This is a genomic window from Pseudalkalibacillus sp. NRS-1564 (assembly GCF_050467905.1).
In the GTDB taxonomy this organism is placed as follows: Bacteria; Bacillota; Bacilli; order Bacillales; family Guptibacillaceae; genus Guptibacillus; species Guptibacillus hwajinpoensis_B.
This window is the reverse complement of sequence record NZ_JBITPM010000008.1, coordinates 207,820-231,933: the sequence shown is the minus strand read 5'-3', so window position 1 is coordinate 231,933 and position 24,114 is coordinate 207,820. Positions and strand designations below refer to the sequence as shown.

The 24,114-nt window shown below is 39.5% G+C and carries 24 protein-coding genes; 19 read left to right on the top strand and 5 right to left on the bottom strand.

What is annotated here, in order from left to right; translation table 11 throughout:
* The first annotated feature begins 53 nt into the window (after positions 1-53).
* From ACIFPW_RS04445 to ACIFPW_RS04385, 13 genes are all read left to right on the top strand, one after another.
* Entirely contained in the window at positions 54-341 is a 288-nt protein-coding gene (locus tag ACIFPW_RS04445; protein WP_430242314.1) for an HNH endonuclease, read from the top strand.
* Positions 342-534: 193 nt separating this feature from the next.
* On the top strand, positions 535-2,106 hold the full coding sequence (locus tag ACIFPW_RS04440) for a glycine betaine uptake BCCT transporter (protein WP_430242312.1): 1,572 nt from the start codon (positions 535-537) through the stop codon (positions 2,104-2,106).
* 216 nt (positions 2,107-2,322) lie between these two features.
* The gene (locus ACIFPW_RS04435; protein ID WP_430242310.1) at positions 2,323-3,147 is read left to right on the top strand and encodes an STAS domain-containing protein; all 825 of its coding nucleotides are present in this window, start codon (positions 2,323-2,325) and stop codon (positions 3,145-3,147) included.
* A 187-nt stretch (positions 3,148-3,334) separates the two neighbouring features.
* Positions 3,335-4,048 carry an NAD-dependent deacylase gene (locus ACIFPW_RS04430; protein ID WP_427391676.1) on the top strand — a complete coding sequence of 238 codons (714 nt, stop codon included), beginning with the start codon at positions 3,335-3,337 and terminating at the stop codon, positions 4,046-4,048.
* Between the two features lie 118 nt (positions 4,049-4,166).
* Positions 4,167-4,631 carry a GNAT family N-acetyltransferase gene (locus ACIFPW_RS04425; RefSeq protein ID WP_430242308.1) on the top strand — a complete coding sequence of 155 codons (465 nt, stop codon included), beginning with the start codon at positions 4,167-4,169 and terminating at the stop codon, positions 4,629-4,631.
* Positions 4,632-4,678: 47 nt separating this feature from the next.
* Complete coding sequence (locus ACIFPW_RS04420; RefSeq protein WP_430242306.1) at positions 4,679-5,275, top strand: TIGR00730 family Rossman fold protein; 597 nt, start codon at positions 4,679-4,681, stop codon at positions 5,273-5,275.
* Positions 5,276-5,454: 179 nt separating this feature from the next.
* On the top strand, positions 5,455-7,017 hold the full coding sequence (locus ACIFPW_RS04415) for a fatty acid--CoA ligase (RefSeq protein ID WP_430242304.1): 1,563 nt from the start codon (positions 5,455-5,457) through the stop codon (positions 7,015-7,017).
* Positions 7,018-7,266: 249 nt separating this feature from the next.
* A complete protein-coding gene (locus ACIFPW_RS04410; protein WP_430242302.1) occupies positions 7,267-8,511 on the top strand; it encodes a DHH family phosphoesterase in 1,245 nt (414 codons plus the stop codon).
* 342 nt (positions 8,512-8,853) lie between these two features.
* The gene (locus ACIFPW_RS04405; protein ID WP_430242300.1) at positions 8,854-9,057 is read left to right on the top strand and encodes a hypothetical protein; all 204 of its coding nucleotides are present in this window, start codon (positions 8,854-8,856) and stop codon (positions 9,055-9,057) included.
* 240 nt (positions 9,058-9,297) lie between these two features.
* Entirely contained in the window at positions 9,298-9,978 is a 681-nt protein-coding gene (locus tag ACIFPW_RS04400; RefSeq protein WP_430242298.1) for a Yip1 family protein, read from the top strand.
* Positions 9,979-9,981: 3 nt separating this feature from the next.
* Entirely contained in the window at positions 9,982-11,100 is a 1,119-nt protein-coding gene (locus ACIFPW_RS04395; protein ID WP_430242297.1) for an efflux RND transporter periplasmic adaptor subunit, read from the top strand.
* Positions 11,097-11,789: an ABC transporter ATP-binding protein gene (locus tag ACIFPW_RS04390; RefSeq protein WP_430242295.1), complete on the top strand. Its 693-nt coding sequence runs from the start codon at positions 11,097-11,099 to the stop codon at positions 11,787-11,789. The genes ACIFPW_RS04395 and ACIFPW_RS04390 overlap by 4 nt, the downstream gene beginning before the upstream one ends.
* On the top strand, positions 11,786-12,973 hold the full coding sequence (locus tag ACIFPW_RS04385; protein ID WP_430242292.1) for an ABC transporter permease: 1,188 nt from the start codon (positions 11,786-11,788) through the stop codon (positions 12,971-12,973). The genes ACIFPW_RS04390 and ACIFPW_RS04385 overlap by 4 nt, the downstream gene beginning before the upstream one ends.
* A gap of 39 nt (positions 12,974-13,012) precedes the next feature.
* Here ACIFPW_RS04385 and recQ read toward each other — a convergent pair whose 3' ends face one another.
* Entirely contained in the window at positions 13,013-15,103 is a 2,091-nt protein-coding gene (gene recQ, locus ACIFPW_RS04380; protein ID WP_430242289.1) for a DNA helicase RecQ, read from the bottom strand.
* Positions 15,104-15,361: 258 nt separating this feature from the next.
* Between recQ and ACIFPW_RS04375 the strand changes: the two genes are divergently transcribed.
* The 3 genes from ACIFPW_RS04375 to ACIFPW_RS04365 all read left to right on the top strand — a co-directional run bounded on the left by ACIFPW_RS04375 (position 15,362) and on the right by ACIFPW_RS04365 (position 16,636).
* Positions 15,362-16,060 carry a DUF421 domain-containing protein gene (locus ACIFPW_RS04375; RefSeq protein ID WP_430242287.1) on the top strand — a complete coding sequence of 233 codons (699 nt, stop codon included), beginning with the start codon at positions 15,362-15,364 and terminating at the stop codon, positions 16,058-16,060.
* 16 nt (positions 16,061-16,076) lie between these two features.
* Positions 16,077-16,256 (top strand): Fur-regulated basic protein FbpA, encoded by a 180-nt coding sequence (fbpA, locus tag ACIFPW_RS04370; RefSeq protein WP_194221047.1) that lies wholly within the window; start codon positions 16,077-16,079, stop codon positions 16,254-16,256.
* 257 nt (positions 16,257-16,513) lie between these two features.
* Positions 16,514-16,636, top strand: coding sequence for a Spo0E family sporulation regulatory protein-aspartic acid phosphatase (locus ACIFPW_RS04365; protein ID WP_430242421.1), 123 nt, complete (start codon positions 16,514-16,516; stop codon positions 16,634-16,636).
* Here the strand turns inward: ACIFPW_RS04365 and ACIFPW_RS04360 are convergent.
* A complete protein-coding gene (locus tag ACIFPW_RS04360; RefSeq protein ID WP_194222344.1) occupies positions 16,589-16,756 on the bottom strand; it encodes a hypothetical protein in 168 nt (55 codons plus the stop codon). The genes ACIFPW_RS04365 and ACIFPW_RS04360 overlap by 48 nt on opposite strands.
* 337 nt (positions 16,757-17,093) lie before the next feature.
* On the opposite strand from ACIFPW_RS04360, the gene ACIFPW_RS04355 reads away from it, so the two are divergent.
* Positions 17,094-17,336 (top strand): type B 50S ribosomal protein L31, encoded by a 243-nt coding sequence (locus ACIFPW_RS04355; protein WP_048310190.1) that lies wholly within the window; start codon positions 17,094-17,096, stop codon positions 17,334-17,336.
* Between the two features lie 85 nt (positions 17,337-17,421).
* Here the strand turns inward: ACIFPW_RS04355 and ACIFPW_RS04350 are convergent, their stop codons facing one another.
* Positions 17,422-17,904, bottom strand: a complete 483-nt coding sequence (locus ACIFPW_RS04350) for a sigma-70 family RNA polymerase sigma factor (RefSeq protein WP_430242284.1) — start codon at positions 17,902-17,904, stop codon at positions 17,422-17,424.
* Positions 17,905-18,301: 397 nt separating this feature from the next.
* Complete coding sequence (locus ACIFPW_RS04345) at positions 18,302-19,186, bottom strand: TetR/AcrR family transcriptional regulator (protein WP_194221049.1); 885 nt, start codon at positions 19,184-19,186, stop codon at positions 18,302-18,304.
* Positions 19,187-19,409: 223 nt separating this feature from the next.
* Here ACIFPW_RS04345 and ACIFPW_RS04340 point away from each other — a divergent pair, with 223 nt between their 5' ends.
* Together ACIFPW_RS04340 and ACIFPW_RS04335 are read left to right on the top strand one after the other, a co-directional pair.
* A complete protein-coding gene (locus tag ACIFPW_RS04340) occupies positions 19,410-22,574 on the top strand; it encodes an efflux RND transporter permease subunit (protein ID WP_430242283.1) in 3,165 nt (1,054 codons plus the stop codon).
* 164 nt (positions 22,575-22,738) lie between these two features.
* Positions 22,739-23,572: an STAS domain-containing protein gene (locus ACIFPW_RS04335; protein ID WP_430242282.1), complete on the top strand. Its 834-nt coding sequence runs from the start codon at positions 22,739-22,741 to the stop codon at positions 23,570-23,572.
* Here the strand turns inward: ACIFPW_RS04335 and ACIFPW_RS04330 are convergent.
* On the bottom strand, positions 23,567-23,902 hold the full coding sequence (locus ACIFPW_RS04330) for a hypothetical protein (RefSeq protein WP_430242280.1): 336 nt from the start codon (positions 23,900-23,902) through the stop codon (positions 23,567-23,569). The two genes, ACIFPW_RS04335 and ACIFPW_RS04330, sit on opposite strands and share 6 nt — an antisense overlap.
* Between the last annotated feature and the right edge of the window lie 212 nt (positions 23,903-24,114).

Genomic DNA, 24,114 nt, shown 5'->3' with positions numbered 1-24,114 from the left:
TTTGAATAGCTCTTATCAAAGTAACAAACAATACCTTACAGAGGGGTGTTTAGATGGAGGTGTGTGAATTATGTGGAAGAACGGTTACCAAATGCACGCTTCACCATTTAACCCCTAAAGAGGAAGGCGGTTCTTTCAAACCAACCGCCTGGCTATGTGTGCCTTGTCATAAGCAAATCCATGCTCTTTATACGAACAAGGAGCTTGCTATTAGGCTCAATACCATTCCACAGCTCAAAGAAGACGATCGAATTCGTCGTTATTTGAAGTGGATAAAAAAACAGCCAGGAACGAAGAGTGTTAAAACGAAGAAGGCAAACAGTCGAAAGCAGAAAAAATAAATTTTCAAGTCGGTTTTTTATTTAAAATCCTTATAAAATGCAACGTTAATTGAAAAATCTCGAAAATGAGTTAGTTTAGATTCAAAATTCGGTGTTTCGACATTTTTTATAGTGGTATATGTAGATATAGGTAAAAAGGTACTAATTCTTAAGCTATAGGAAAAGAAAATTATTTTAAGTAGAGGTGAAGTGTATGAGAGGAAAAGTATCCTCCGTGTTTTGGAGCACGCTCATTATAAGTTTATTAATGGTTGCTTGGGGAGCTATCTCTCCAGACACATTACAGTCGTTGACGGCGAGTGCCCAAACATTTATTTCGAATAAGTTTGGGTGGTATTATCTAATTCTTGTAACACTGTTAGTTATTTTTTGTGTGTTTATTATTTTCACACCGTACGGGAAAATTAAGCTAGGAAAGCCCGACGAGAAGCCTGAATTTACAAGGTTAAGCTGGTTTGCCATGCTATTTAGTGCTGGTATGGGTATTGGACTGGTTTTCTGGGGTACAGCGGAACCGATGTCCCATTTCGCTGTTAATGCGCCTACGGCAGAAACTGGTTCACCCGCTGCCATTAAGGAAGCTTTGCAGTATTCGTTTTTCCACTGGGGTATTCATGCCTGGGCAATTTATGCCATTGTGGCGTTAGTTCTTGCATACTTTAAATTTAGACATGATCGTCCCGGCTTAATTAGTGCGACTTTATATCCAATTTTTGGTGAGCGCGTGAATGGTCTTTTTGGTAAAGTTATTGATACGCTAGCGGTTTTTGCAACAATCGTTGGTGTTGCGACAACATTAGGATTTGGTGCCGTTCAAATTAACGGTGGTTTATCGTTCCTAACAGATGTACCAAATAGCTTTAGTACACAGCTGATTATTATCGGCGTCGTTACGGTACTATTCATGATTTCAGCCTGGTCAGGGATCGGAAAAGGAATCAAATACTTAAGTAATGCGAATATAGGATTAGCAGGAGTTCTTTTCCTAGCGATGTTCATTCTAGGACCTACTGTTTATATTCTGAATATGTTTACAGATACAATCGGTTCTTATCTAACCAATTTAATGGCAATGAGCTTCCGTATTGCGCCATTAAATCCAGAGAACCGTGAATGGATTAATAACTGGACAATTTTCTATTGGGCCTGGTGGATTTCATGGTCACCATTCGTAGGGATCTTTATAGCCCGCGTATCAAGAGGAAGAACGATCCGAGAATTTCTCGTAACTGTACTTCTTGTTCCTTCGATTGTTGGCTTCCTATGGTTCTCAACATTTGGGATTTCGGGTATCAACATTCAACAGCAGGGAATTGCTGATATTGCGTCTCTAGCAACAGAGGAATCTCTCTTCGGTATGTTCCAAAATTACCCTCTAGGGCTTATTTTATCAATCATAGCGATAACCCTAATCGGTACATTCTTTATTACTTCAGCTGACTCCGCAACGTTTGTTCTTGGAATGCAAACAACTTACGGTTCCTTAAATCCTGGTACAAGCGTGAAGCTAACGTGGGGGGTTACACAATCAGCTATGGCTGCGGTACTTCTATACACTGGTGGATTACAGGCGTTGCAGAATGTATTGATTCTCGCAGCATTACCGTTCTCCATTATTATGATATTAATGACCGTGTCCTTCTATAAAGCTTTAAAGAAAGAGAAATATTTAGTGGCGAAAGATCCAAAGCCTAAAAAAGAAAAACGAAAAGAAAAGAAAGCAGGTTCTGAACCTACAGATTCAACTGCACCTGCTACAAAATAAAGATTTGAGACGATAAGGACTTCCTTATCGTCTTTTTTCTTTTTTTGCATATACTAATTTGACTCATTGAATTGATTAACATAAACGGTAAAGAATTCAAAAATCAACTTTCCTCATTCAATAACTTAGGTGTCGGTCGCTCAATCTTTACTTTTACCCTCCGCCGTTATAAAATGATTTAGCATATAGGATATTATGGATAAGTGGGGATGAAAGATGACGGTAAGGTTGCAATCCGCAAGTGAAAAAATCCTCGATCGTAAAGAGGAAATTGCCCATTTAATTACAGTTGAGCAAAATAAAAAATTCCCAGATCAGATGGAGACTCTATCTAATGAACTGCTCCCAATGCGTATTGAATTGGTCACCGTCTATGCTAAAGCGTTAGCGCTTGAAGACTTAGAGAGTAAGCAGAAGATTAAAGAGTGGGGTATTGAGACTGGGGAAGAGTGTGCAAGAATTGGAACAACGCTTGATGCGATGTTAAGTGAGGTGCCTCATTATCGCAATTTTATAGGTGAAGTATTGAAGGAATATGCGATTGAGCAAGGCATGGGCATTGAAGAGCTTTATGAAATGATCTCAAAGCTAGATTATACAATGAATTTGGTCGTTTATTACTTTAGTATTCCTTATGTTGACTATCAAACAAATTTACTTGAGCAGTCTCGTAAAGAGATTCTTGAATTGTCAGCACCAGTCGTGCCTATTATGGATGGCGTTGCCGTTCTACCTTTGATTGGAACGATTGATACATACCGGGCGAAGTTAATCATGGAGGAATCTCTTCATCAATCCGTGAATCTCAATCTTAATTATTTTGTGATCGATCTCTCAGGGGTTCCCATCGTTGATACATTTGTCATTCAACAGCTCTTTCAAATTATTGAAGCTCTTAAGCTTGTTGGAGTGGAAGCGAGAATTAGTGGAATCAAACCAGAAATAGCCTTATCAGTCGTAAAGCTAGAAACAAATTTTGGTCAGGCCAACACATACTCAACATTAAAGCGAGCACTAGCCGATTTAGTGAATATGTCTTAAGTGAAACTGCCCTCACATTATGTGAAGGGCAGTTTTTATCAAGGTTGATAACCCCACTCATTCATATTAAATTGTAAAAAAAGATAAAACGACCTTACGATTAGATAACAAAAAACGGGACAAGTGGTTTAGAAAGCGGAAAATATGTGAATGGTTAACTATTGGATAAATGAAAGCTGGTGATTCTATGCTTACGGAACTATTTAATAAATCCAAACATACTGTTGTTTTAACAGGGGCAGGGATGAGTACAGAAAGCGGTTTGCCTGACTTTCGATCTGCACTCGATGGAATGTGGAATGAGGTAGACCCGCTTCAATTTGCAAGCAGAGATGCGATGAAATACGAACGAGATTTATTTGTTCGATTCTATAAGCAACGAATACAAAAGCTAAACGAAGCTTCTCCTCATAGAGGTTACTATCATCTTGCTGATTGGGAACGAAGCGGAAAGCTTGGCTGTATTCTGACTCAAAACGTTGATGGGTTTCATCAGTTGGCCGGTAGTCAAAACGTTGCGGAAATGCATGGCTCATTGCGATCGATTTATTGTGATGAATGTGGAGAAAAAGCTTCAAGTGAAAGATACATGAATGATGATTTTGTCTGCCACTGCGGGGGATTTAACAGACCTGGCATTGTATTATTTGGTGAACCACTTCCAATGAACGCGATTCATCAAGCGAAAGTGGAAGCGAAGAAGGCTGATCTATTTATCGTTCTAGGATCTTCACTAGAAGTATCACCCGCAAACGTATTCCCGATGGAAGCGAAACGTAACGGTGCTAAGTTAGTTATTGTTAATCAGGAGGAAACAGGGTATGACAGCGCAGCTGACCTTGTTATTCATGATAAAATAGGCAAGGTTCTAAATGATCTTGCAGAAGCTAAGGCACAATAGAACATGGAGACATAAAAAATGCCGATGGATATCGGTGTTTTTTTATGGTCGAATTTACACTATTTTTCAAACATATTTAATAGTAAGATAAAAAGAGATAGAAAGGAGATGTCGGTGTTTGATAGTATTACAACCAATGAATGATTATGATTATAAACAATTTCTTGAAGTTTCGATTGATAGTTATGCAGCAGAAAAAGCTTCGGCAGGAAACTGGAAAGAAGAAGAAGCGTATGAAAAGTCTAAGCAGGAATTTGAACGATTATTGCCTAAAGGAAGACATACCGAAGATCATTTCCTGTATACCATTGTAAATGCAGCTATAGAGGAAAAGGTAGGAATCTTATGGGTAAAGGAGGATAACGAAGCAAAGGAAGCATTTATCTATGAGTTTGCAGTAAATGAAGATAAACAAGGTAGAGGCTTTGGAACTGAAGCCATAAAGGCACTGGAAGTATTGTTAATGGAAAAAGACATTGAAGGACTTTCGCTTCATGTTTTTGGTCATAATACAAAAGCAATTCGCCTTTATGAGCGATTAGGATTTAAAACAACTAATATTAATATGAAGAAAAGCTTATAACTAAATTCTTATTTGTCTAATTGAAATGATGGGGGGAGGGTCTAAAATTGAATGAACTGAAACGGATGACTGTTTTTTGTGGATCTAGTGAGAATGTTGATAACCACTATTTTGAAGCCGTTGAGCAGCTTGGCAAGGAGCTTGCAGAGAAGGATATTGAAGTGGTTTACGGTGGGGGAAATGTCGGGCTAATGGGGGCGCTAGCAAGATCGGTTTTAAAAGCTGGAGGCAAAGTGACAGGGATCATTCCTCGTAAAATATATGATAATGTGACTCACATAGAGCTATCGAACTTAGTTATAGTCGATACAATGCATGAACGTAAAGCCAAGATGTATGAGTTAGGAGATGCTTTCATAGCGTTACCTGGTGGAATTGGAACCCTTGAAGAATTAACGGAGATATTCACCTGGTATCAGCTTGAATATCATAATAAACCGATTGGACTCCTGAATACAAAAGGCTATTATGAACGCTTTTATCTCATGCTTGAGCACATGGTAGAGGAAGGCTTTCTTCATAAGCAATATATGGAGCCGTTGCTTACAGAAGAAAACCCTGAGAAACTTGTTGCGATGATAAGTCGACATTCGGTTCCTATGATGAATAAATGGAAGCAGGATGATATAAGTGATCGCATTTAAATACCGGACATTCCGGTATTTTTTTGTGCTTTCCTATACTTAAAAGTATGATTGTTTATTCAGTAAACACGCCTAAATTAATTAAGTATTCAGACGAAAAAGAAGGAATTATCTCTGTGAAAATGGAACTATACATACGCAAACCAAATATAAGAGAAGAAAGATGCGGAGGTTTCTAAATGTATATAACCATCGGTTCTTTATTCCTTCAAACGGTAAAAAAGTATGGTAAGAAAGAAGCGCTAGTTGATGTAGATCGAAATATAAGATGGACTTATAAGGAATGGAATAGTGAAGTGAATCGCCTCGCTAATGCTTTACTAGATGCAGGAGTTAAAAAGGGAGATCGGGTATCGACCTTTTTATTTAACACTGTGGAATTAGCTACGCTTTATTTTGCTAGTGCGAAAATAGGAGCTGTCATTAATCCAATTAATTTTAGATTGAAATCTAATGAGATCGCTTACATTATTGAAGATGCGAAGCCATCAATATTCCTATTTGAACGTGCTCTCGAACCAATTGTTTCAGAGATACAGTCTCAGTATCCGAATGTTTCTTTCTGGTCAATCGATGATCATGAACCCTCATACGCCGAGAGCTACGAGAAACATGTTCGTCTTTCGCATGATCAAGAGCCAGTAGCTGAAGTAGATGAGAACGATACGTATGCGATTATGTATACGAGTGGAACGACTGGTAGACCTAAAGGTGTCATGCATCGCCATCGTAATATGTTAGAGCAAAGCATCTTATGTGGAGCCTCTTTAAAGCTTACACAAGCCGACCGGGGACTTGTGGCAGCGCCAATGTTCCACTGTGCAGAATTGCACTGTAACTTTTTACCGAGAGTACATTTTGGTGCAGCAAATGTTATTGTTCATCACTTCGAACCGAAGAAAGTACTTGAAGTCATTCAAAACGAGAAAATTTCAGTTTTCTTTGCGGCTCCAACGATGTGGAATATGATTCTTCAAGAAGATTACGGTAAATATGATCGAAGTAGTTTAAGGGTAGGGCTTTATGGTGCTGCCCCAATGGCGCCTTCCCTTGTCGTTTCGGTAAAAGAAAAGCTTGGTATTCATTTAATTCAAGCTTACGGGATGACTGAAATGGGCCCAGCTGTAACATTTCTTGATGAGCACGAACAGTTAACAAAAGTAGGTTCTGCAGGAAGAGCAGCCTTAAACCATGAAGTAAGGGTTGTTCGTCCAAATGAACGAGGTCCTTCAGAACCTGATGACGTGCTTCCCCCTGGAGAAGTAGGTGAAATTATTGTAAAAGGACCATGTATGATGATGGGATATTTTAATCGCCCTGATGCATCGAATGAAGCGATGTATAAAGGGTGGTATCATTCAGGAGATCTCGGCTATATGGATGAAGATAGCTACCTTTACGTTTCGGATCGGGTGGATGATATGATTATTTCCGGTGGGGAAAACGTCTATCCGAGAGAGGTGGAAGATGTTCTCCATGGTCATGAAGGAGTTTTAGATGTGGCGGTACTAGGGCAGCCAGATGAGAAGTGGGGAGAGATCGTCACCGCTATTATTGTGAAGAAAGCGGAAGGGTTAACAGAGGCAGAACTCGATCGTTATTGTAAAGAAAGTCCAAACCTTGCTGACTATAAGCGCCCTCGGAAATATTTATTCTTAGAAGAACTTCCGCGAAATGCTAGCGGCAAAATTCAAAAGTTTCGCTTGCGAGAAAAGTATCAAGTTAAAACAAATGAATCCTAAACGCTAAAACTAGCTAAGAACGGGGATGCTATTATAGCAATATTAGATAATAGTGTTAATCCTTCGATAAATGACTCATTCACGTGTAAATGGATTTTGTTCTTTTATATTGGACAGGGATTGCGAAAGACCTGTATAATTGAAAAATTGTAGGAAGGAAGCGGGCATTCGCTCGCTTTTTTCAATGATTCGTATATTCATGAATTTTGAAATGGCGTACATACTAACATCGAATAGGAGGAGTTGCTCATGATTAAATTGTTTACGGATAGTGATCTTGATGGAACGGCCTGTGCTCTTATTGCCGAGTTGGCATTTGAGAATGAAGCTGAGATCACACATTGTACATATCGTAATTTAGATGACAGGGTAGAATCATTTCTTCTACAAAACAGCGGAGATCCGGTGTTCATTACTGATTTATCTGTGAATGAGCATGTTGAAAAACATTTGGAGGAGCGTTATCAAAAAGGAAGTCATGTCCAAATGATCGATCATCATGCTACAGCGATGCATTTTAACGATTACGAATGGGGTTTTGTTGATCCAGGTGAAGATAAAAAAACGTGTGCCGCAACACTTTTTTATCAGTTTCTGTTGGAGAAAGAGAAAATTGAGCGCATGGAATCGTTAGAACAGTTTCTTGAGCTTGTACGAAAGTACGATACTTGGGAATGGGAAGAGGATAATGAGGTCGATGCGAAACGATTGAATGATCTATTTTCTATTATGGGAAGAGAAACATTTAAATCCGAGATGCTGAGGCGTTTAACGCGAGATCCCAATTCCTTTGCTTTCAATGAATCAGAAGAAATGATTCTTGATCTAGAGGAGCGGAAAATCGAGCGTTACATTCATCAGAAAAATCGTCAGCTCGTTCAAATGGAAGTGGATGAGTACTGTATCGGTCTTGTTCATGCTGAATCGTATCATTCAGAACTTGGTAATGAGTTAAATAAGCGAAATCCACATCTTGATTTCATTACGATCATCAATGATGGAAGCCGACGACTTGGTTTTCGAACGATTCATGATGAAGCAGATGTCTCTGAATTTGCTTCACGTTATGGAGGCGGAGGCCACCCTAAAGCTTCAGGTTGTGAAATGAATGAAGACACGTTTTGTATTTTTGTAGCGCCATCATTCGCTCTTAAGCCACTTCGTAAAGATCCTGAACGGAATAAGCTCAATGAGCGAAACAGTGAAAGTGGCTCTTTCTATGAGAATCATGAAGGGAAAATCATCTACATTCGTCCTAGTCGAAATGATCAGTGGGAAATCATGTGCCGCGGCGAGGTTGAAAAGAACGACTTCGAACACTTTGAGGATGCAGAACGATACGTCAAACGTTCTTATCATGCGTGGCTCCGTTCTGATAAGGAAGTCGTGGAAGACTTTGTCCGTATTCTTCCTCTTACAAAGAAACAAATCATCGATCGCTATCACTATATGATCAAGTCAATGCTTCATCAAGAAGAAGACGCTCTTAGCTGAGCGTCTTTTTCATATAGAATTCACATCGATTTTTCATCATTTTGTTTTCTTATTTCGTTAAAATAAAAGGATAGAAAGAGGCACAGTCGTTTTGTGTCTATGAGGTAATCCTGAATGAAAAAAGCTAGCTTCCTATTTGTTTTCTTCCTATTATTTTATTTGTATGGTAGCATGCGAAACCACGAAGCCATTTTTGAAGACGACGAGGGAGAGAACTCTTGGCGCTGATCAGTGCACAAAATCTGTTTCTTTTCTTTGATCCCGGGGTATAGAAGGTTACATGCCCATGGCACTCAACCATAGCGTTGCGAGCTTGCATAATGGGTGTGAAAGGAGAAATCAGTGAAGCGAATGATCTTTAACAATCGCTATTCGCAAGTCCTTTACCAGACACAGAAAGCCAGGGAACGATGCTTAAAGTTTGAGAAGAAACCGTACATTAGGACGATCGCGACCGCTACTGGATTCTCAGAAGAAGAGATCTTAGAATCTCTCGAATTTGGTGATGTCGATTACATCATGAAGCTGCGTTTGCACTATAGCTAGACGTAACGTTGTGCGTTGTAGAGCCATTAGGGCATGTAACTCTTAGGTGAACTTTGTTCATAAAGAGAGCGGCTATTAGTATAGCTGGAGGCTGATTATTTCAAAATGAAATAATCAGCTTTTTTTGTGTGTTTAACGTGACGACTTTTAGAAAAAATAACTATTTTTCAAAAATAATGGAACCTTTTTCTATTAGAGTCGTAGAAAGAGATGACATTATTTTGAAAGGTTGTGTACATAATGAACGAAGATTATGAAGAAAAAGGAAATGTAGCAAAGCCATCACTACTTGGAATGATTTGGAGTCCTGGAGAACAGTTAAGCCATATCCGACAAGCTCCTAAAGTATGGTTGCCCTTACTCGTTGTTACGGTATTATCACTGATCGGCGGGTGGTTGATGATACTTGGGCCAGGATTCGAAGAGCAGTTCGCTACAGGGGATTTACAGGGAGAAAATGTTGACGGTCTTATTTTATTTACTAAAATCATTACAATCGTGTCGGTTGGCGTTGGTCCGGTATTATCCATCCTCGTTGGTAGCTTTATTCTTTGGTTGATTAATAAAGCAACAAGCTCAGAAGCTACGTTCAAACAATTCTTCTCGATGAATACGTATATTGGGTTTATTGGAGCAATAGGTGCTGTTCTTAATGGACTTATTATTGCTATTGTCGGAGGCACAGTTGATAAGCTCTACACAAGTCTTGGTAGTTTAGTAAGTGGAGATGGATTTCTAGGTGGATTTCTGAATGGTATTGAGATCTTTGGAATCTGGACGATTATACTGACGGCTCTAGGTCTTCGCATTACTGCTAAATGGCCCAAAGGACTCGTATGGACAATCGCTATTATCCTTTTTGTTTTTACAATTGGCGGCGCCGTAATCAATGGTGTAACGAATAATATGTCAGGAATATAAGCAATGAAAAAGAAGATTTGGATTGCAATCGCTGTTGTTTTAGTCATTGTTATTGTAGTAGGTGTGAACATTTATCGGACTTATGCGGATAGCACGGCTACTGTTGAAGTTGAAAAGGCTATAAAGGAAGAAATAAATTCCACAGTTATGACTCCTGGAACGTTAGCGATGGCTGATGAAAGCACCCTTTATCAGGATCCTGCTAAGGGTGAAGTGAAGGAGGTTCTTGTTAAAGAAGGAGACTCCGTAAAAAAGGGAGATTCAGTACTTACATACGAGAATCAGGATTTAGAAATGGAGAAAGAGCAGAACGATATTAACATCGAGTCGCTATATCTACGAATCAATTCACTTGATAAACAAGAAAAGCGTTTAAACGAGAAAAAAAGCGACTTAGCTGATGAAGCTGGAGAAGAAGCAGCAGAAACGATGGAAGCAGAGCTTGATCAAGTGGAAATGGATAAGCGGATGGCGAATCTTGACTTACGTCAGGCATTATTGCAGCAAGATCGTTTGAAGCAGAAAATAAGCGAACTTGAAGTAACAAGTGACATTAGCGGTGTTGTGTTAGAAGCCAATGATGCAAACGTACCGCAGTCGACTCAAATGGAAAAGCCTCTTTTGCGAATTGGAAGCATGGAAAACCTTATCGTCGAAGGAACGCTTTCTGAATACGATACGTTGAACATTGAATCAGGTCAAAAAGTTACCATTACAACAGATGTGCTACCTGACGAAAAATGGGAAGCGGAAGTAATGGATGTAGGTTATTTACCAGAAGCATCGGGAGCTGAATCAAACGCTTCTGCTGTTCAATATCCGGTTACGGTTACATTAAAGAAGCCAGAAGAGTTGAATTTAAAGCCAGGGTTCCAGATGATTCTTGAAATTGAAACGGAATCGCATGAAGCATTAACACTTCCATTTGAAGCGGTTCAGCAAGATGGGGAAGAATCATTTGTCTTTATTGTGGAGAAGGGCAAAGCTGTGAAACGCGAAATTGAAACAGGTTCTTCTACAACGAAGCGGATTGAAGTGACGAAAGGGATCTCTACGGAAGAACAAGTTATCATCAATCCGCCGGATAAGCTTAAAGACAATATGGAAGTGACCGTAAAATGATCCAACTTGATGAGATTACAAAAAGCTATACCCTTGGTAAGGAATCGGTCAATGTTCTTAGAGGAATTAGTTTGGAAATTAATAGTGGTGAATTTGTTGCCATTATGGGTCCGTCTGGATCAGGTAAATCAACCTTAATGAATATAATTGGTTGCCTTGATCGCCCAACAACTGGATCTTACTTCTTAAATGAAGAAGATGTGTCGAAACATAAAGATCAGGAGCTAGCGAAAGTTCGAAATCAATCCATTGGTTTCGTGTTTCAACAGTTTCAATTATTACCAAGACTAACAGCGCTCAAAAATGTGGAACTTCCTATGGTTTATGCTGGTGCTTCGAAAAAAGAACGAGAAGAGCGCGCTAGAGATGCTTTGACGAAGGTGGGACTACAGGACCGAGTAGAACACCTTCCAAATGAACTCTCAGGCGGCCAGAAACAGCGTGTCGCTATTGCAAGAGCACTTGTGAATGATCCGTCTCTTATTCTTGCTGATGAACCTACAGGAGCCCTTGATACGACTACTAGCGTTGCGATCATGGATTTGTTCGTTCAGCTTAATAAAGAAGGAACGACGATTGTTGTCGTCACACATGAACCAGAAGTAGCCGAGTATGCAAACCGTGTGATCTACGTGCGGGACGGTTTGCTAGGGCAGAATCCTCTTGCGAACAGGGGGCATACAACGTGAGTCTTTGGGAAAATATCAAAATGGCTTTGACGTCAGTCAAAGCCCATAAGATGCGTTCCATCTTAACGATGCTTGGCATTATCATCGGAGTTGCTGCCGTGATTGTCGTTGTTGCTATTGGGCAGGGCGGAGAGGCGATGCTTAAGTCTCAAATAGCCGGTGATGGAAATACGATTGAAATATTTTACCAGCCTTCTGAAGAAGAAATGCAGCAGGGGAAATGGGAAGATAATCCTTTTACACAGGAGGATATCCGCCAGTTAGAGGGAGTGGAAAAGGTCTCGAATGTTGTGGCCTCTTCCTCTGAATTTTCTACCGCTCGACTTCGAGAAGAAGAAGCCGAAACTTCAATTACAGGTATCAATGAAGCTTATTTAGATGTGAACCAACTAAAAGTAGAAGAAGGTCGTTCTTTTACAAGTGCTGATTTTCTCGGTGGTCGAAGAGTAGCCGTTGTAAGTGCAGCGATGCAGGAAGAATTATTCGAAGGTAAATCACCAATCGGAGAAATCATTCGAATTGGTGTTCAGCCTGTTGAAGTGATTGGGGTGCTTGAGAAACCAACAGGGCTTTTTGCGTTCGGTTCAGTCGAAACGTACATTCCTTGGACGGCGATGCGAAATATGCTTGGAACGAGTAACTACAGTCAGGTGACGCTTCAAGTCGAGAACGCTGATGATATTCAACCGATTGGAGACCGTGCAACGTTATTATTAAATCAGCTACACGATACAGATGATTCTTATCAAGTTATTAATATGGAAGAAATTGCGCAAGGAATTGGGCAGGTAACGACCATTATGACAACCATAATTGGAAGTATTGCTGGAATTTCGCTTCTCGTAGGTGGAATAGGTGTAATGAACATTATGCTCGTTTCTGTAACGGAGCGAACGCGTGAGATTGGAATTAGAAAGTCTTTAGGAGCGACAAGGCAACAAATCTTGCTTCAGTTCCTCGTCGAATCCATTATTTTAACTTTAATTGGAGGAATCATTGGTATATTGCTAGGATCTGGTACAGCTTATCTTGTCTCCTTTTTTGCAGACTGGCCATCGTTAATCTCATGGCAGGTCGTTTTAGGAGCCGTCGTCTTTTCCATGTTTATTGGGATTGTATTTGGTTTATTACCAGCGAACAAAGCCTCAAGATTAGACCCAATTGATTCCCTTCGTTATGAATAGTAAAAAAGAGGATGAGCAGACTCATCCTCTTTTTTTACGTTAACTATTCGAAGTTTGACGATGTTTTGTTAAAGCGACTTTAATTTGAAAGTAAGTAAACGATTCGGGTAGTGCTTCTTTAATTGGCTTTAGTTTATCAAACCCTACATCTGCCGCTTTCTCAAGAATCTGATGCTCTGTTTCCTGATCGATGAGACGGCTTGTATCTTCAAGTAAACCTTCTTCCATTGCCTTTAGTAGATGACTCTCGACGGTGGTTGGACTTAACGAACGCGCTGCTGAGATGTTTGGAATGTCTTTACCTTCATCAAATAATTTTAATGAGGCTTTATGACTCGCATCCTCTGAAGACGTAGGTTTCGCTGATTTTGCCGATGAGAGTAGCTCTAGAAAGACTTCGCCATATTTATCAAACTTCATATCCCCGACGCCCTTGATCTCAAGCATTTCTTCGCGTGTGGAAGGGATTTTGGCGCTCATTTCTCGCAAGGTACTATCGGCAAACACTACGTATGGTGGCACGTTGTCACGGTCGGCAATTTGCTTTCGTAGCGTCCGCAGCTGAGTAAAGAGCTGATCATCCTCTTCGATCGCTACTGGTTTACGAGCTACTTTCTTATAAATGTTTTCCTGGCCTTTTAACACAGGTAATGTTTTCTCCTGTAGAACGAGGGTGGGGTACTTACTATCAGTTAAAAGAATATATTGTTCGGCTGTTAGAAAATCAATCATATCCACAATATCCTGCTGAGTGAGATGTTTTAATAAACCAAAAGTTGAAACGCTGTCGAGTCGAAGTTCGTTCAAGCGTTTTGATTTTGATCCTTTCAGAACCTGTGCAATGATTGTTTTCCCAAATCGTTCATTGACTCGTTTAATCGTTGAAAAAATCATTTGGGCTTCACGGGTAATGTCAACCGCTTCTCTGTCATCAACACAATTGCTACATTTACCACATTGATAGCCTGGCCGCTCATCTCCAAAATAGTGAAGAATGGTTCCTTGGAGGCATTTTTCAGTATGACAATAATCAACCATCGCTTTTAATTTGGCGAGGTCAGCGGATTTACGTTCAGGTTCATGTTGGTTCTGATCAATGAGAAACTTCTGCACATGAATATCACCAGGAGAAAAGAGAACAAAGCAATCACTTTCTTCTCCATCACGCCCAGCTCGCCCTGCTTCCTGGTAGTAAGATTCCATGTTCTTTGGAAGGTTATGATGAATCACAAACCGAACATTCGATTTATCAATCCCCATCCCAAAAGCATTAGTTGCGACCATAACGGAAATGTTATCGAATAGAAATTCCTCTTGCGCTGTTTTGCGCTGCTTTTCTGTCATACCAGCGTGGTACTTGCCAACTTTGATGCCCTGTTTGTGTAAGGAAGCGTAAAGCTGATCTGCTTCCTTTCTAGTGGCGGTATAGATAATACCGGATTCAGAAGCGTTTTGGCTAAGGTATTTATCGATAAATGATTTTTTCTTCTCTCCTTTAATAACAGAGAAGTGCAAGTTTTCCCTGGCAAATCCGGAGATAAAGGTTTGCTCTGGGGTTATGTTTAAGATTCGCTGAATATCCTGAATAACTTCAGGTGTTGCCGTGGCGGTTAAAGCAACGACGGGAGGCTGCACTTCAAAGTGATGAAGCATCTGGCTAATCTTCATATAACTAGGTCTGAAATCATGCCCCCACTGGGAAATACAGTGGGCCTCATCGACGGCAATTAGCGAAATCTTAGTCCGCTTAAGCAATCGCTGAAACGTTGGTGCTTCTAAGCGTTCTGGAGCGACGTACAGTAACTTTATTTCTCCGCTTTCAGCTTCAGCCATACGGTCTCTAATTTCAGTCTCTGTAAGTGAGCTATTAATATAGGCAGCTTCTATACCGTATCCGGCAAGCGCATCAACCTGATCTTTCATTAGTGAAATTAGCGGTGAAATGACGATCGTTAATCCATCGGATAGAAGAGCAGGAATTTGGTAACAAATTGATTTACCTCCACCAGTAGGCATAATGCCAAGCGTATTATAGTTAGATAGAACACTTGAAATGATCTGTTCCTGTCCACCTCGAAATTGATCATACCCAAAATGATGTTTAAGTTGTTCTCGTGCTTGTTGGAGCATCGTATCTTCCTTTCTGGTTCGTCAGAAGTTCGTTTGCTTTTCTCATCTTACCGTACCCATTGAATTGTGTATAGACAACCTCCGTGATTCTTTAAAAATGGAAATGATCACTGCAAAGGTTAATGAACATGATTAATGAAAGCATTCATCAATCGTCCTTTCAGTATTAATAAAGGATAAATGTTTAGGAAATGGGCAAAATGGTAGAACGTGCAAATAAAAAGTGGTTTTTAAGCGTAATCAAAGGGGAACATGAGTATGGTGGACTGGTTTGAAGTTATACTAAGATCTTTGTTTATTCTTATCGGACTATTTTTCATCACAAAGCTTCTAGGGAAAAAGCAATTATCTAAACTTTCCTATTTTGAATATATTGTTGGCATCATTATTGGTGACATTGCCGGTAGTTTATCAATGGACATCGAGGTAAGCGTTATTCACGGTATAACGAGTCTGTTAATATGGACGCTTGTTTCTGTGTTACTCAGCTATTTATCGATGAAAAATAAAAAAGTAAGAGATTTCGTGGAAGGAAAAGCACGAATTTTTATAAAAGATGGCAAGATCCTTGAGGACAACTTAAAGAAAGAGCGTTTTACAATTGATGAACTGCTAGAAATGCTCCGCAAAAAAAGCGTCTTTTCTGTAAACGAGGTAGAGTTTGCACTATTTGAAGCGGATGGAGAGCTCAGCGTTTTACTAAAGCGAGATTATCGGGTGGTCAGACCATCAGAACTGTGGCTTCATCTTCCCGAAGAGAAAGAGCCTAAAACCGTAATTATGGATGGAGAAATCATTAAAGGAATGCTCATTGAAGTAGGGAAGAGCGAAGAGTGGCTGAGAAGCTACCTAATAGACAAACAGGTGGTAGTAGAAGATGTTTTTCTTGCGCAGCTTCACTCTGATGGAAAGCTAACGCTTGATTACTATGAAGATGGTATTTCGGAAGTTGAATAGCACAATGGAGGATGTTATGGAAAAAGAAAGGTCGTTCCGATCAAAAGAAGAGCTTATCGTGCTTCTTCTAGATCGTGGAATATATAAAGTGAAGCACAAGCAATTATACGAGTGCTCCCAAACAGAATTGTACTACTACTATCTTTCTATAACGAGAGATAAATTACAACGGTTAACTACAAAGGTTAGTTCGTAACAGCTTCTATTTAGAAGCTGTTATTTTTATGAATGAATGGTCTTATATTAAGAATTTGTTCGAATAGTGTAAAGAACATTTTAATAAAGAAATAGAGTCATTTTGTCTAGTTTTGGCGAAAGCCTTCACAAGTCATAAAATAATTTGGATAATAGAGCTTGTACTTAAACCGATAGGAGGGGTGACGAACCTTGTTATATGTTAAACAGGACGCAAAAGAAGAATTGCTTCACTGGATAAAGCGTAAGCAAGAGGAAATGATTGAGATTGGTACATCTAAAGGAATTTCACATAAAGAAACTTTACAGTGTAGTCAGGAGTTGGATGATCTACTAACTTCGTATCAACGTTTGGCCTCCGTCAACCAACTTAGAAGTTAACCTTTGGATCGAGTGAAAAATGGCTTCCTTAACGACTGGTGGATAATCGTTTTGGAACTCACGAATACAATCACGAATTTGTTGAATTAGTATAATCTCCTCACGAACTGCATCGTTCATTTCAACATCCTCCTCGAGATTCAGTTTATACACCAATCATGACAAATTAGATGCTAAATCGTCAATCCTTTTTACTTAAAATCGTTCAAATGTTCTTATAAAATTCATTATTTTCTGTTAAATTAAGTCTTTTGTACTATATGGCTTGTATGACCTACATAATGTTCTTTAATTTTCTTAAAAAAATTTCATACAATGTTTGAACAAATGGCTCAAAAATTATATACTAGAAAGGACGGGTTTTGGTGCCCATTATTATGTGGCCCCAAACCTCTGTTTATTTCTATAACATTCATTTAACGTAAATGATGATTTGATTGATAAAGGAGGTCTAGCAATGAAGGAAGGAATCCATCCAAAATACCAGCAAGTTGTATTTTTAGACGTTAGTACTGGTTTTAAGTTTCTAACTGGTTCTACTATGGGATCTAACGAAACGATTGAGTGGGAAGACGGTAGCGAATATCCACTAATCAAAGTTGATATTAGTTCTGAATCTCACCCATTCTACACTGGTCAGCAACGCTTTAACGATGCTGGTGGTCGTGTTGAAAAGTTCAAAAAGAAATACAACCGCTAATAAAAGTAGAAAACACTCCCAGGAGTGTTTTCTTTTTTTTGACTAAAAATATACGATAAAAGTGATCGGAGCATTTATAAAACTTTCAAATCGATAAAAGCTGTTTTCGTAACTTTGATAATGCACTTTTTCTCCAGGATTTTACTGCTTCAATGCTCACTCCTTCAACCCCAGCTAATGTCTTAAGGGATTCCCCGCCCAAAACGACCATGTTCACCCATTTACTCTGCTTTTCTGTAAGATTACTTAAGTCTAGTTCAGTTAATAGAGTTTGTTGATGAATTGGTAGCCTTTCTTCATATTCACTCCAATCTGAGTGAAGAGCGAGCTGTTTAGACAATCGTATTTCTTGGCGACATTCATCAATTAGCTTTCCACGGACTTTCATGTAGGCGTAAGATGAAAAACTTCCTTTTCCATGTTGATAGCTTTCAGCACATTCCCATAGGGCGATCATGCCTACCTGTTCATATCTCATATAATGGTTTGTAAGATGAAGCTTTTTAATCTGACTTTTGATGAGTGGCATGTATTGTTCAACCAAATCTTCAAATACGCTATCTTCCAATGAAATTTTCTCCTGTAATCAGGTGCACCTTCCTTTTATTCCGCCGGTAAATCAGACGATACGTGAATAAGAGAGAAGAGTCATATGAGCAAACTTAGAGTTTTGTCTAGGAGAATCGGTATGTACATCAAGTCATGCTTTTGGGAATGGGGAGTACAGCCACACTCGTAATCACCTAACGGAGAATCTTTCTTTTTTCATATTCGGTTTATAAAATCTTAAAGAAACATAAAAAAACGATCTAAGGTTAGATCGTTTTCGGAGGAGAGGACTTATGCTTTTCGATAGCAAAGCTGGGCGTTAATTCCTTTTAATTGAAGTTCGCGGACAATACGTCTTAACTCTTCTTTTGTTAGGAGCGGCTCTTTCACAATCTTCCACCTCCACTAATTTTGGATTACTGATCGAGTTCCAGTGCGTCAATAAGTGCAGTCTTATATAAGTCAAGTTCGGAGAATCCTTCAAACTGATGTAGCATTCCTTTAAAGATAAAGCGACGCGGGTTTGGATCACTTACTTCCTTCTTCAGAAATTGAATGGTTTCAAGCAGCTCTTTACGCTGGTTTTCTTGAATGTTCATTCGATTAATCAACGTAGCCATTTCATTCAATATATGAGAAGGGGATTTTCGCTCGCACCCATCTGAATGACTCATGTTCTGGAAGATTGCAGAGGCATGATCCAATGAGAGGAAGGGGGCAGTGTTATTTTCTAACATACCGCTTACCATGTCATTCAAGCGACTTAATATAAAGCGTGGAAGATACTCCAGGTCTAAGTCAGCATTCTGTAAGACAATTAGCTTAATATAGGAGGAGTACATACCATCTAGGAGCAAAACACAGTCCGGGAGAATCGGAGTAATCCGATCGCCATATAAGTCTTGAATGCTACTCGCTAACGTTTCAAGGGACTCCATTCTTATCTTAAGAATTAAATCGTCTATTTCTTTGTTCATCGAAATAGCTTGTTCCCTGAATTGCATAATAATAAACTCTTTATGATGCAAAATTTCTTGTGCCTGGACGTAAAGAAGCTTCTCAAGCCGTTCTTCAGGGGTGAAGGAATCTAATTTCGCTTCTGATATTTTCTTTTTTAGTTTCTCATAATAATAAGCGAAAATGGAATAAAGCACATCATCTTTAGATTGGAAATGGAGATAGACAGCTCCTTTAGAAATTCCACTTTCATTAGCGATTTCCTGTATAGACGTGGAATGGAATCCTTTTTTGGCAAAAAGCTGCATCGCCGTTTCAAGGATTACTTTCTTTTTTTCATTCATCTTACACCTCTGTTCGCCAGTAATTTTACTGACCGGGTTTTGATGACCAATTGGTCACATCTATTATATCATGTTCAAGTTTTTTTTCCTAATCTCATTTTTTACGTATATTTTACAGTGGTTTGTAAACAAAATAACTTGAATTATAACGTTTAATTAAGTATAGTTATTGTGTAATGACCGGTCAGTCATAGCAGAAGTAGAAAAAAGGAGTGGAAGCTGCTTGAGAAAGCTGATTCAATTTTCATTAAATAATAAGTTTGCAGTTTGGTTATTAACGATTATCATAACCGCTGCCGGATTATACTCAGGGTTTAATATGAAGATGGAGACCATTCCAAATATTAATACCCCGCTCGTGTCCGTGACGACAGTGTATCCTGGTGCAACACCAGAAGAAGTGTCTGATAAAGTATCAGAACCAATTGAAAACAAAGTGGAAAGTCTCCCAGGAGTGAAGGTCGTTAGTTCATCTTCATTTGAAAATGCTTCGAATGTACAAATTGAATATAATTTCAGTAAAAACATGGATGAAGCTGAAGATGAAGTAAGGGAAACCATTCAGTCACTTTCATTACCTGAAGAAACGCAAGACCCAGACGTGTCACGATTAAGTTTTAATGCTTTTCCAGTCATGTCTCTAAGCGTTTCAGAGAAAGATCGTTCACTTACAGAATTAACCCAGCGTGTAGAAGATGATGTACTTCCAGCAGTTGAAGGCGTGGAAGGTGTTTCATCTGTATCGATTGCTGGGCAGGAAGTCGAAGAAGTATCCTTCTCATTTAAAGATGAGAAAATGGAAGAGTACGGTTTAGACGAAGAGACTGTTAAGAATCTCATTAAAGGTTCTGCTGTTAACATTCCTCTTGGGCTATATAACTTTGACGATAATCAAAAAGCTGTTGTTGTAGACGGTAATGTATCGTCATTAGAAGATTTAAAAGAACTTGAAATTCCAGTCATTCCATCACAGGAGGGTCAGGGAGCTCAAGCAGGCTCAGCTACTCAAGCACCTTCATCAACTGATGGTGCACAAGCCCCGTCCGCTTCTGCTGAAGGAGCTAGCGAAGCTCAAGCACAACCGAAAGTTCCAACCGTTCAGCTTCAGGACATTGCAGACATTGAATTAGTTGGGGAAGCGGAATCAATTTCACGTACGAACGGTCAAGAATCGATTGGTATCCAAGTTACAAAGAGCGCAGATGCTAACACTGTTGATGTTGTAAATGGTGTGAAAGATAAAATTGCATCACTTGAGGATTCGAATAGCGACATTAGTATTGTGACGATATTCGACCAAGGAGAACCTATCGAAGAATCTGTTAGTACAATGTTGAATAAAGCGATTATTGGAGCGATTTTCGCAGTACTAATCATCCTATTGTTCTTGCGTAACATTCGCTCAACTTTAATCTCGGTTATTTCAATACCGCTGAGTTTGTTAATCGCATTGCTAGTTTTAAATCAATTAGATATTACACTGAACATTATGACGCTTGGTGCGATGACGGTTGCGATCGGTCGTGTTGTCGATGATTCCATTGTTGTCATAGAGAATATTTATCGACGTATGGCCATTGAAGGTGAGAAGCTACGTGGGAAAGAACTCATTACAGAAGCTACGAAGGAAATGTTCCTTCCAATCATGTCTTCTACCATTGTAACGATTGCCGTATTCCTACCACTTGGCCTAGTACAGGGGCCAGTAGGTGAACTATTTTTACCGTTTGCACTAACGATGGTATTCGCTCTACTAGCATCATTGCTTGTTGCGATTACCATTGTGCCAGCGATGGCTCACTCTCTCTTTAAAAAAGGGCTTGTGAAAAAAGAAGGAAAACCTTCGCATAAAGAAGAAGGCAATAGTCGTCTTGCGAACGGTTATAAGAAGATGCTGAATTGGGTACTCAATCATAAGCTGATTACATTTGGAGCAAGTCTACTTGTATTAGTAGGAAGTCTTTTCCTCGCACCGATCGTTGGCGTAAGCTTCTTACCTTCCGATCAAGAGAAAATGATTGTAGCGACCTATAATCCAGAGCCTGGTGAAACGACTGAGAATATCAATGATCTCGCTCTTGAAGCGGAAGATTATTTCCTTGATAAGGAAGATGTTGATACCATTCAGTTCTCAGTTGGTGGAGAAAATCCAATGAATCCAGGTGCAAGTAACCAGGTTCTCTTCTTCGTAAGTTATGATGAAGAAGCAGAAGGATTTGAAGAAGAACGCAAAAACGTTCTTGAAGATTTGAAACAAATGACTGAAAAAGGTGAATGGGGCTATCAGGACATCTCTGCTTCTGGTGGAAGTAACCAGATCACATTAGTTGTGAATGGAGAAACAATGGATGACCTTGGTCCAGTTGTTGAAGATGTAACGGCCGTTCTAGAGAAAGAAAAAGATCTAACAAATATTAGTTCTAGTATTTCTGAATCCTACGATCAGTTTACGATTGTAGCAAATCAAGAAAAGCTAAGTGAGCTAGGGCTATCAGCTGGTCAAATAGGAATGGAGCTTCGAAACACAGGGGAAGCACCAGTTCTTACAACTATTGAAAAAGATGGAGAAGAAATAAATGTCGTTCTTGAAGTGAGTGAGAAGACATATAAAGATCAAAAAGATTTAGAAGGTACAACGATTACGTCACCACTTGGTATGGACGTACCTCTAAGTGAGATTTCAACGATTGAAGAAGGGGAGTCTTCTAACACAATCACTCGTCGCGATGGCAAAGTGTATGCTAACGTGACAGCGGAAGTACTTGATGACAATGTTGGTCAAGTTTCTGCAGATGTGCAAGAAGCCATTGATAACATGGACTTACCGGACTCTTCAGAAGTAAGTCTCGGCGGAGTAACTCAGGATATTAATGAGTCCTTTACTCAGCTCGGTTTAGCAATGCTTGCTGCTATTGCGATTGTGTACCTGGTTCTTGTTATTACCTTCGGAGGTGGTCTTGCACCACTTGCGATCTTGTTCTCACTTCCGTTTACCGTGATTGGTGGACTAGTCGGACTATTGATTGCTGGAGAAACAATTAGTATTTCTTCCCTAATTGGAATGCTAATGTTAATCGGTATTGTTGTAACAAATGCGATTGTACTGATTGACCGCGTGATTCATAAGGAAAAAGAAGGATATACAACAAGGGAAGCGCTACTTGAAGCTGGTGGTACGCGACTTCGACCGATTCTAATGACTGCACTTGCGACAATTGGCGCATTAGCACCACTTGCATTCGGTTTAGAAGGCGGAGCGCTCATCTCTAAAGGACTTGGGGTCACTGTTATTGGTGGTTTAACAAGTTCAACTCTTCTTACGCTAATTATTGTGCCTGTTGTGTACGAATTCTTCATGAAGTTTAGAAGGAAACCCAAAAGCGAATAGAGAATAAAAGATGGAGGCCGGTGGGGCCTCCATTTTTTTGTGCTTTGATTGGGTAAATAAACATGCGAATCGCACTGTTTTTCTAAATGAGTTGTCAGATGTGTACAAAATGGTGTTTTCGGGAAACAATGAACTATTAATGAGTAAATAGGAGAGACATAACAATGGAAAAAGTGGAAGTAATGTATGTCGAATATTTTCATGAGCGTCTAGAAGAGATCGGAGACAAATGGACGAAGCGCCTACAACTTTTGGTTGATGAGAGAGAAGCAACCGATACGGCAGTTCTTAAATTACCGGAATTAAAAAACGAAATTCAGTTATTCTGTTCGGATTTTGTAAAACAAATGATTTTTCTTGAATCAAATAGCAGGGATGTTCTAGGGTGGGCTGAAAGAATGGTAGGGATTTTTTCGAATCACACCTTTTCTCTACAGCAGTCAGTGGCAAGCTTAACCTATCTCAGACAAATTCTTTGGGACGTGATGGTAGAGTTTAGTGCACAAGAAGATCAGCTGATTGAAGCAAGTCGATTAGCTGAGCGGGGTAGTTACATGAACAAGTCGTTTGATTTGCTTCTTCATAAGGTGACTGTCTATACCAATCAATTAAATGAAGAACAGATTGCAGCTCAGCAAACAAAGATTACTGAACTAAGCGTGCCAATCATTCCGATTTCAAAAGAAATTGGCGTACTCCCCCTGATAGGAACGATTGACACATACCGTGCATCTCTTATTCAGCGAAAAGGAATTGAACGTAGTGCTGATCTACAGCTGTCCTATCTTGTAATCGATTTATCAGGCGTACCAATTATGGATACGATGGTAGCAAATGAGATCTTTCAACTCATCAACATGCTTGAACTCTCAGGTATTGAATCGATTCTAACGGGTATTCGGCCTGAAATTGCGCAAACAGCTGTTCAGCTCGGAATTGATTTTAATAATGTGAATACTTATGCTCACCTGCATCAAGCTTTGAGTGCTATTCTATAGCATGCATGTGAGGTGATCATCAAGCAATTGATAATTGCCATGCTTCAATAAAAAGAGAGCTATGATGTATTTGCTATTACGCTTAAGGATGCTAATCTTATAAAAGAATTGCTTTGAAAGCTCGCGATAAGGTAATTTTCTCGACTTAAAAATACTCCTTACAAGATCTTCCGTTGAAGCTAGTTTAAAGGCTATTTCTCTACACAAGTCTCGAGTCGCATGCTCTGCCGGCGTACTAGCCGGCAGTTTTTTAAGTGAAATACGAAATAATCGTAGCTGTTCCTGATAGCGAATGATTTCCTTCTGAATTGAATAAGTTACATTAATCATAGTCCAAGCACCTGGCTTCTTTCTCTCAAATTTTAGTAAATGAACGCTTTGATGTGTAGATTATACGGCTAAGCATTGTGCTGGTCAATGGGCCTATTTTGGTGAATGGGTGATTTGGCTGTGGGTCTAAAGTATTGTTCGTGTTGAAGAACGCTCTTGTAATCTCTGATACAAGCATGGATAACAATTTCAATACGAAAACCTGAACTTTC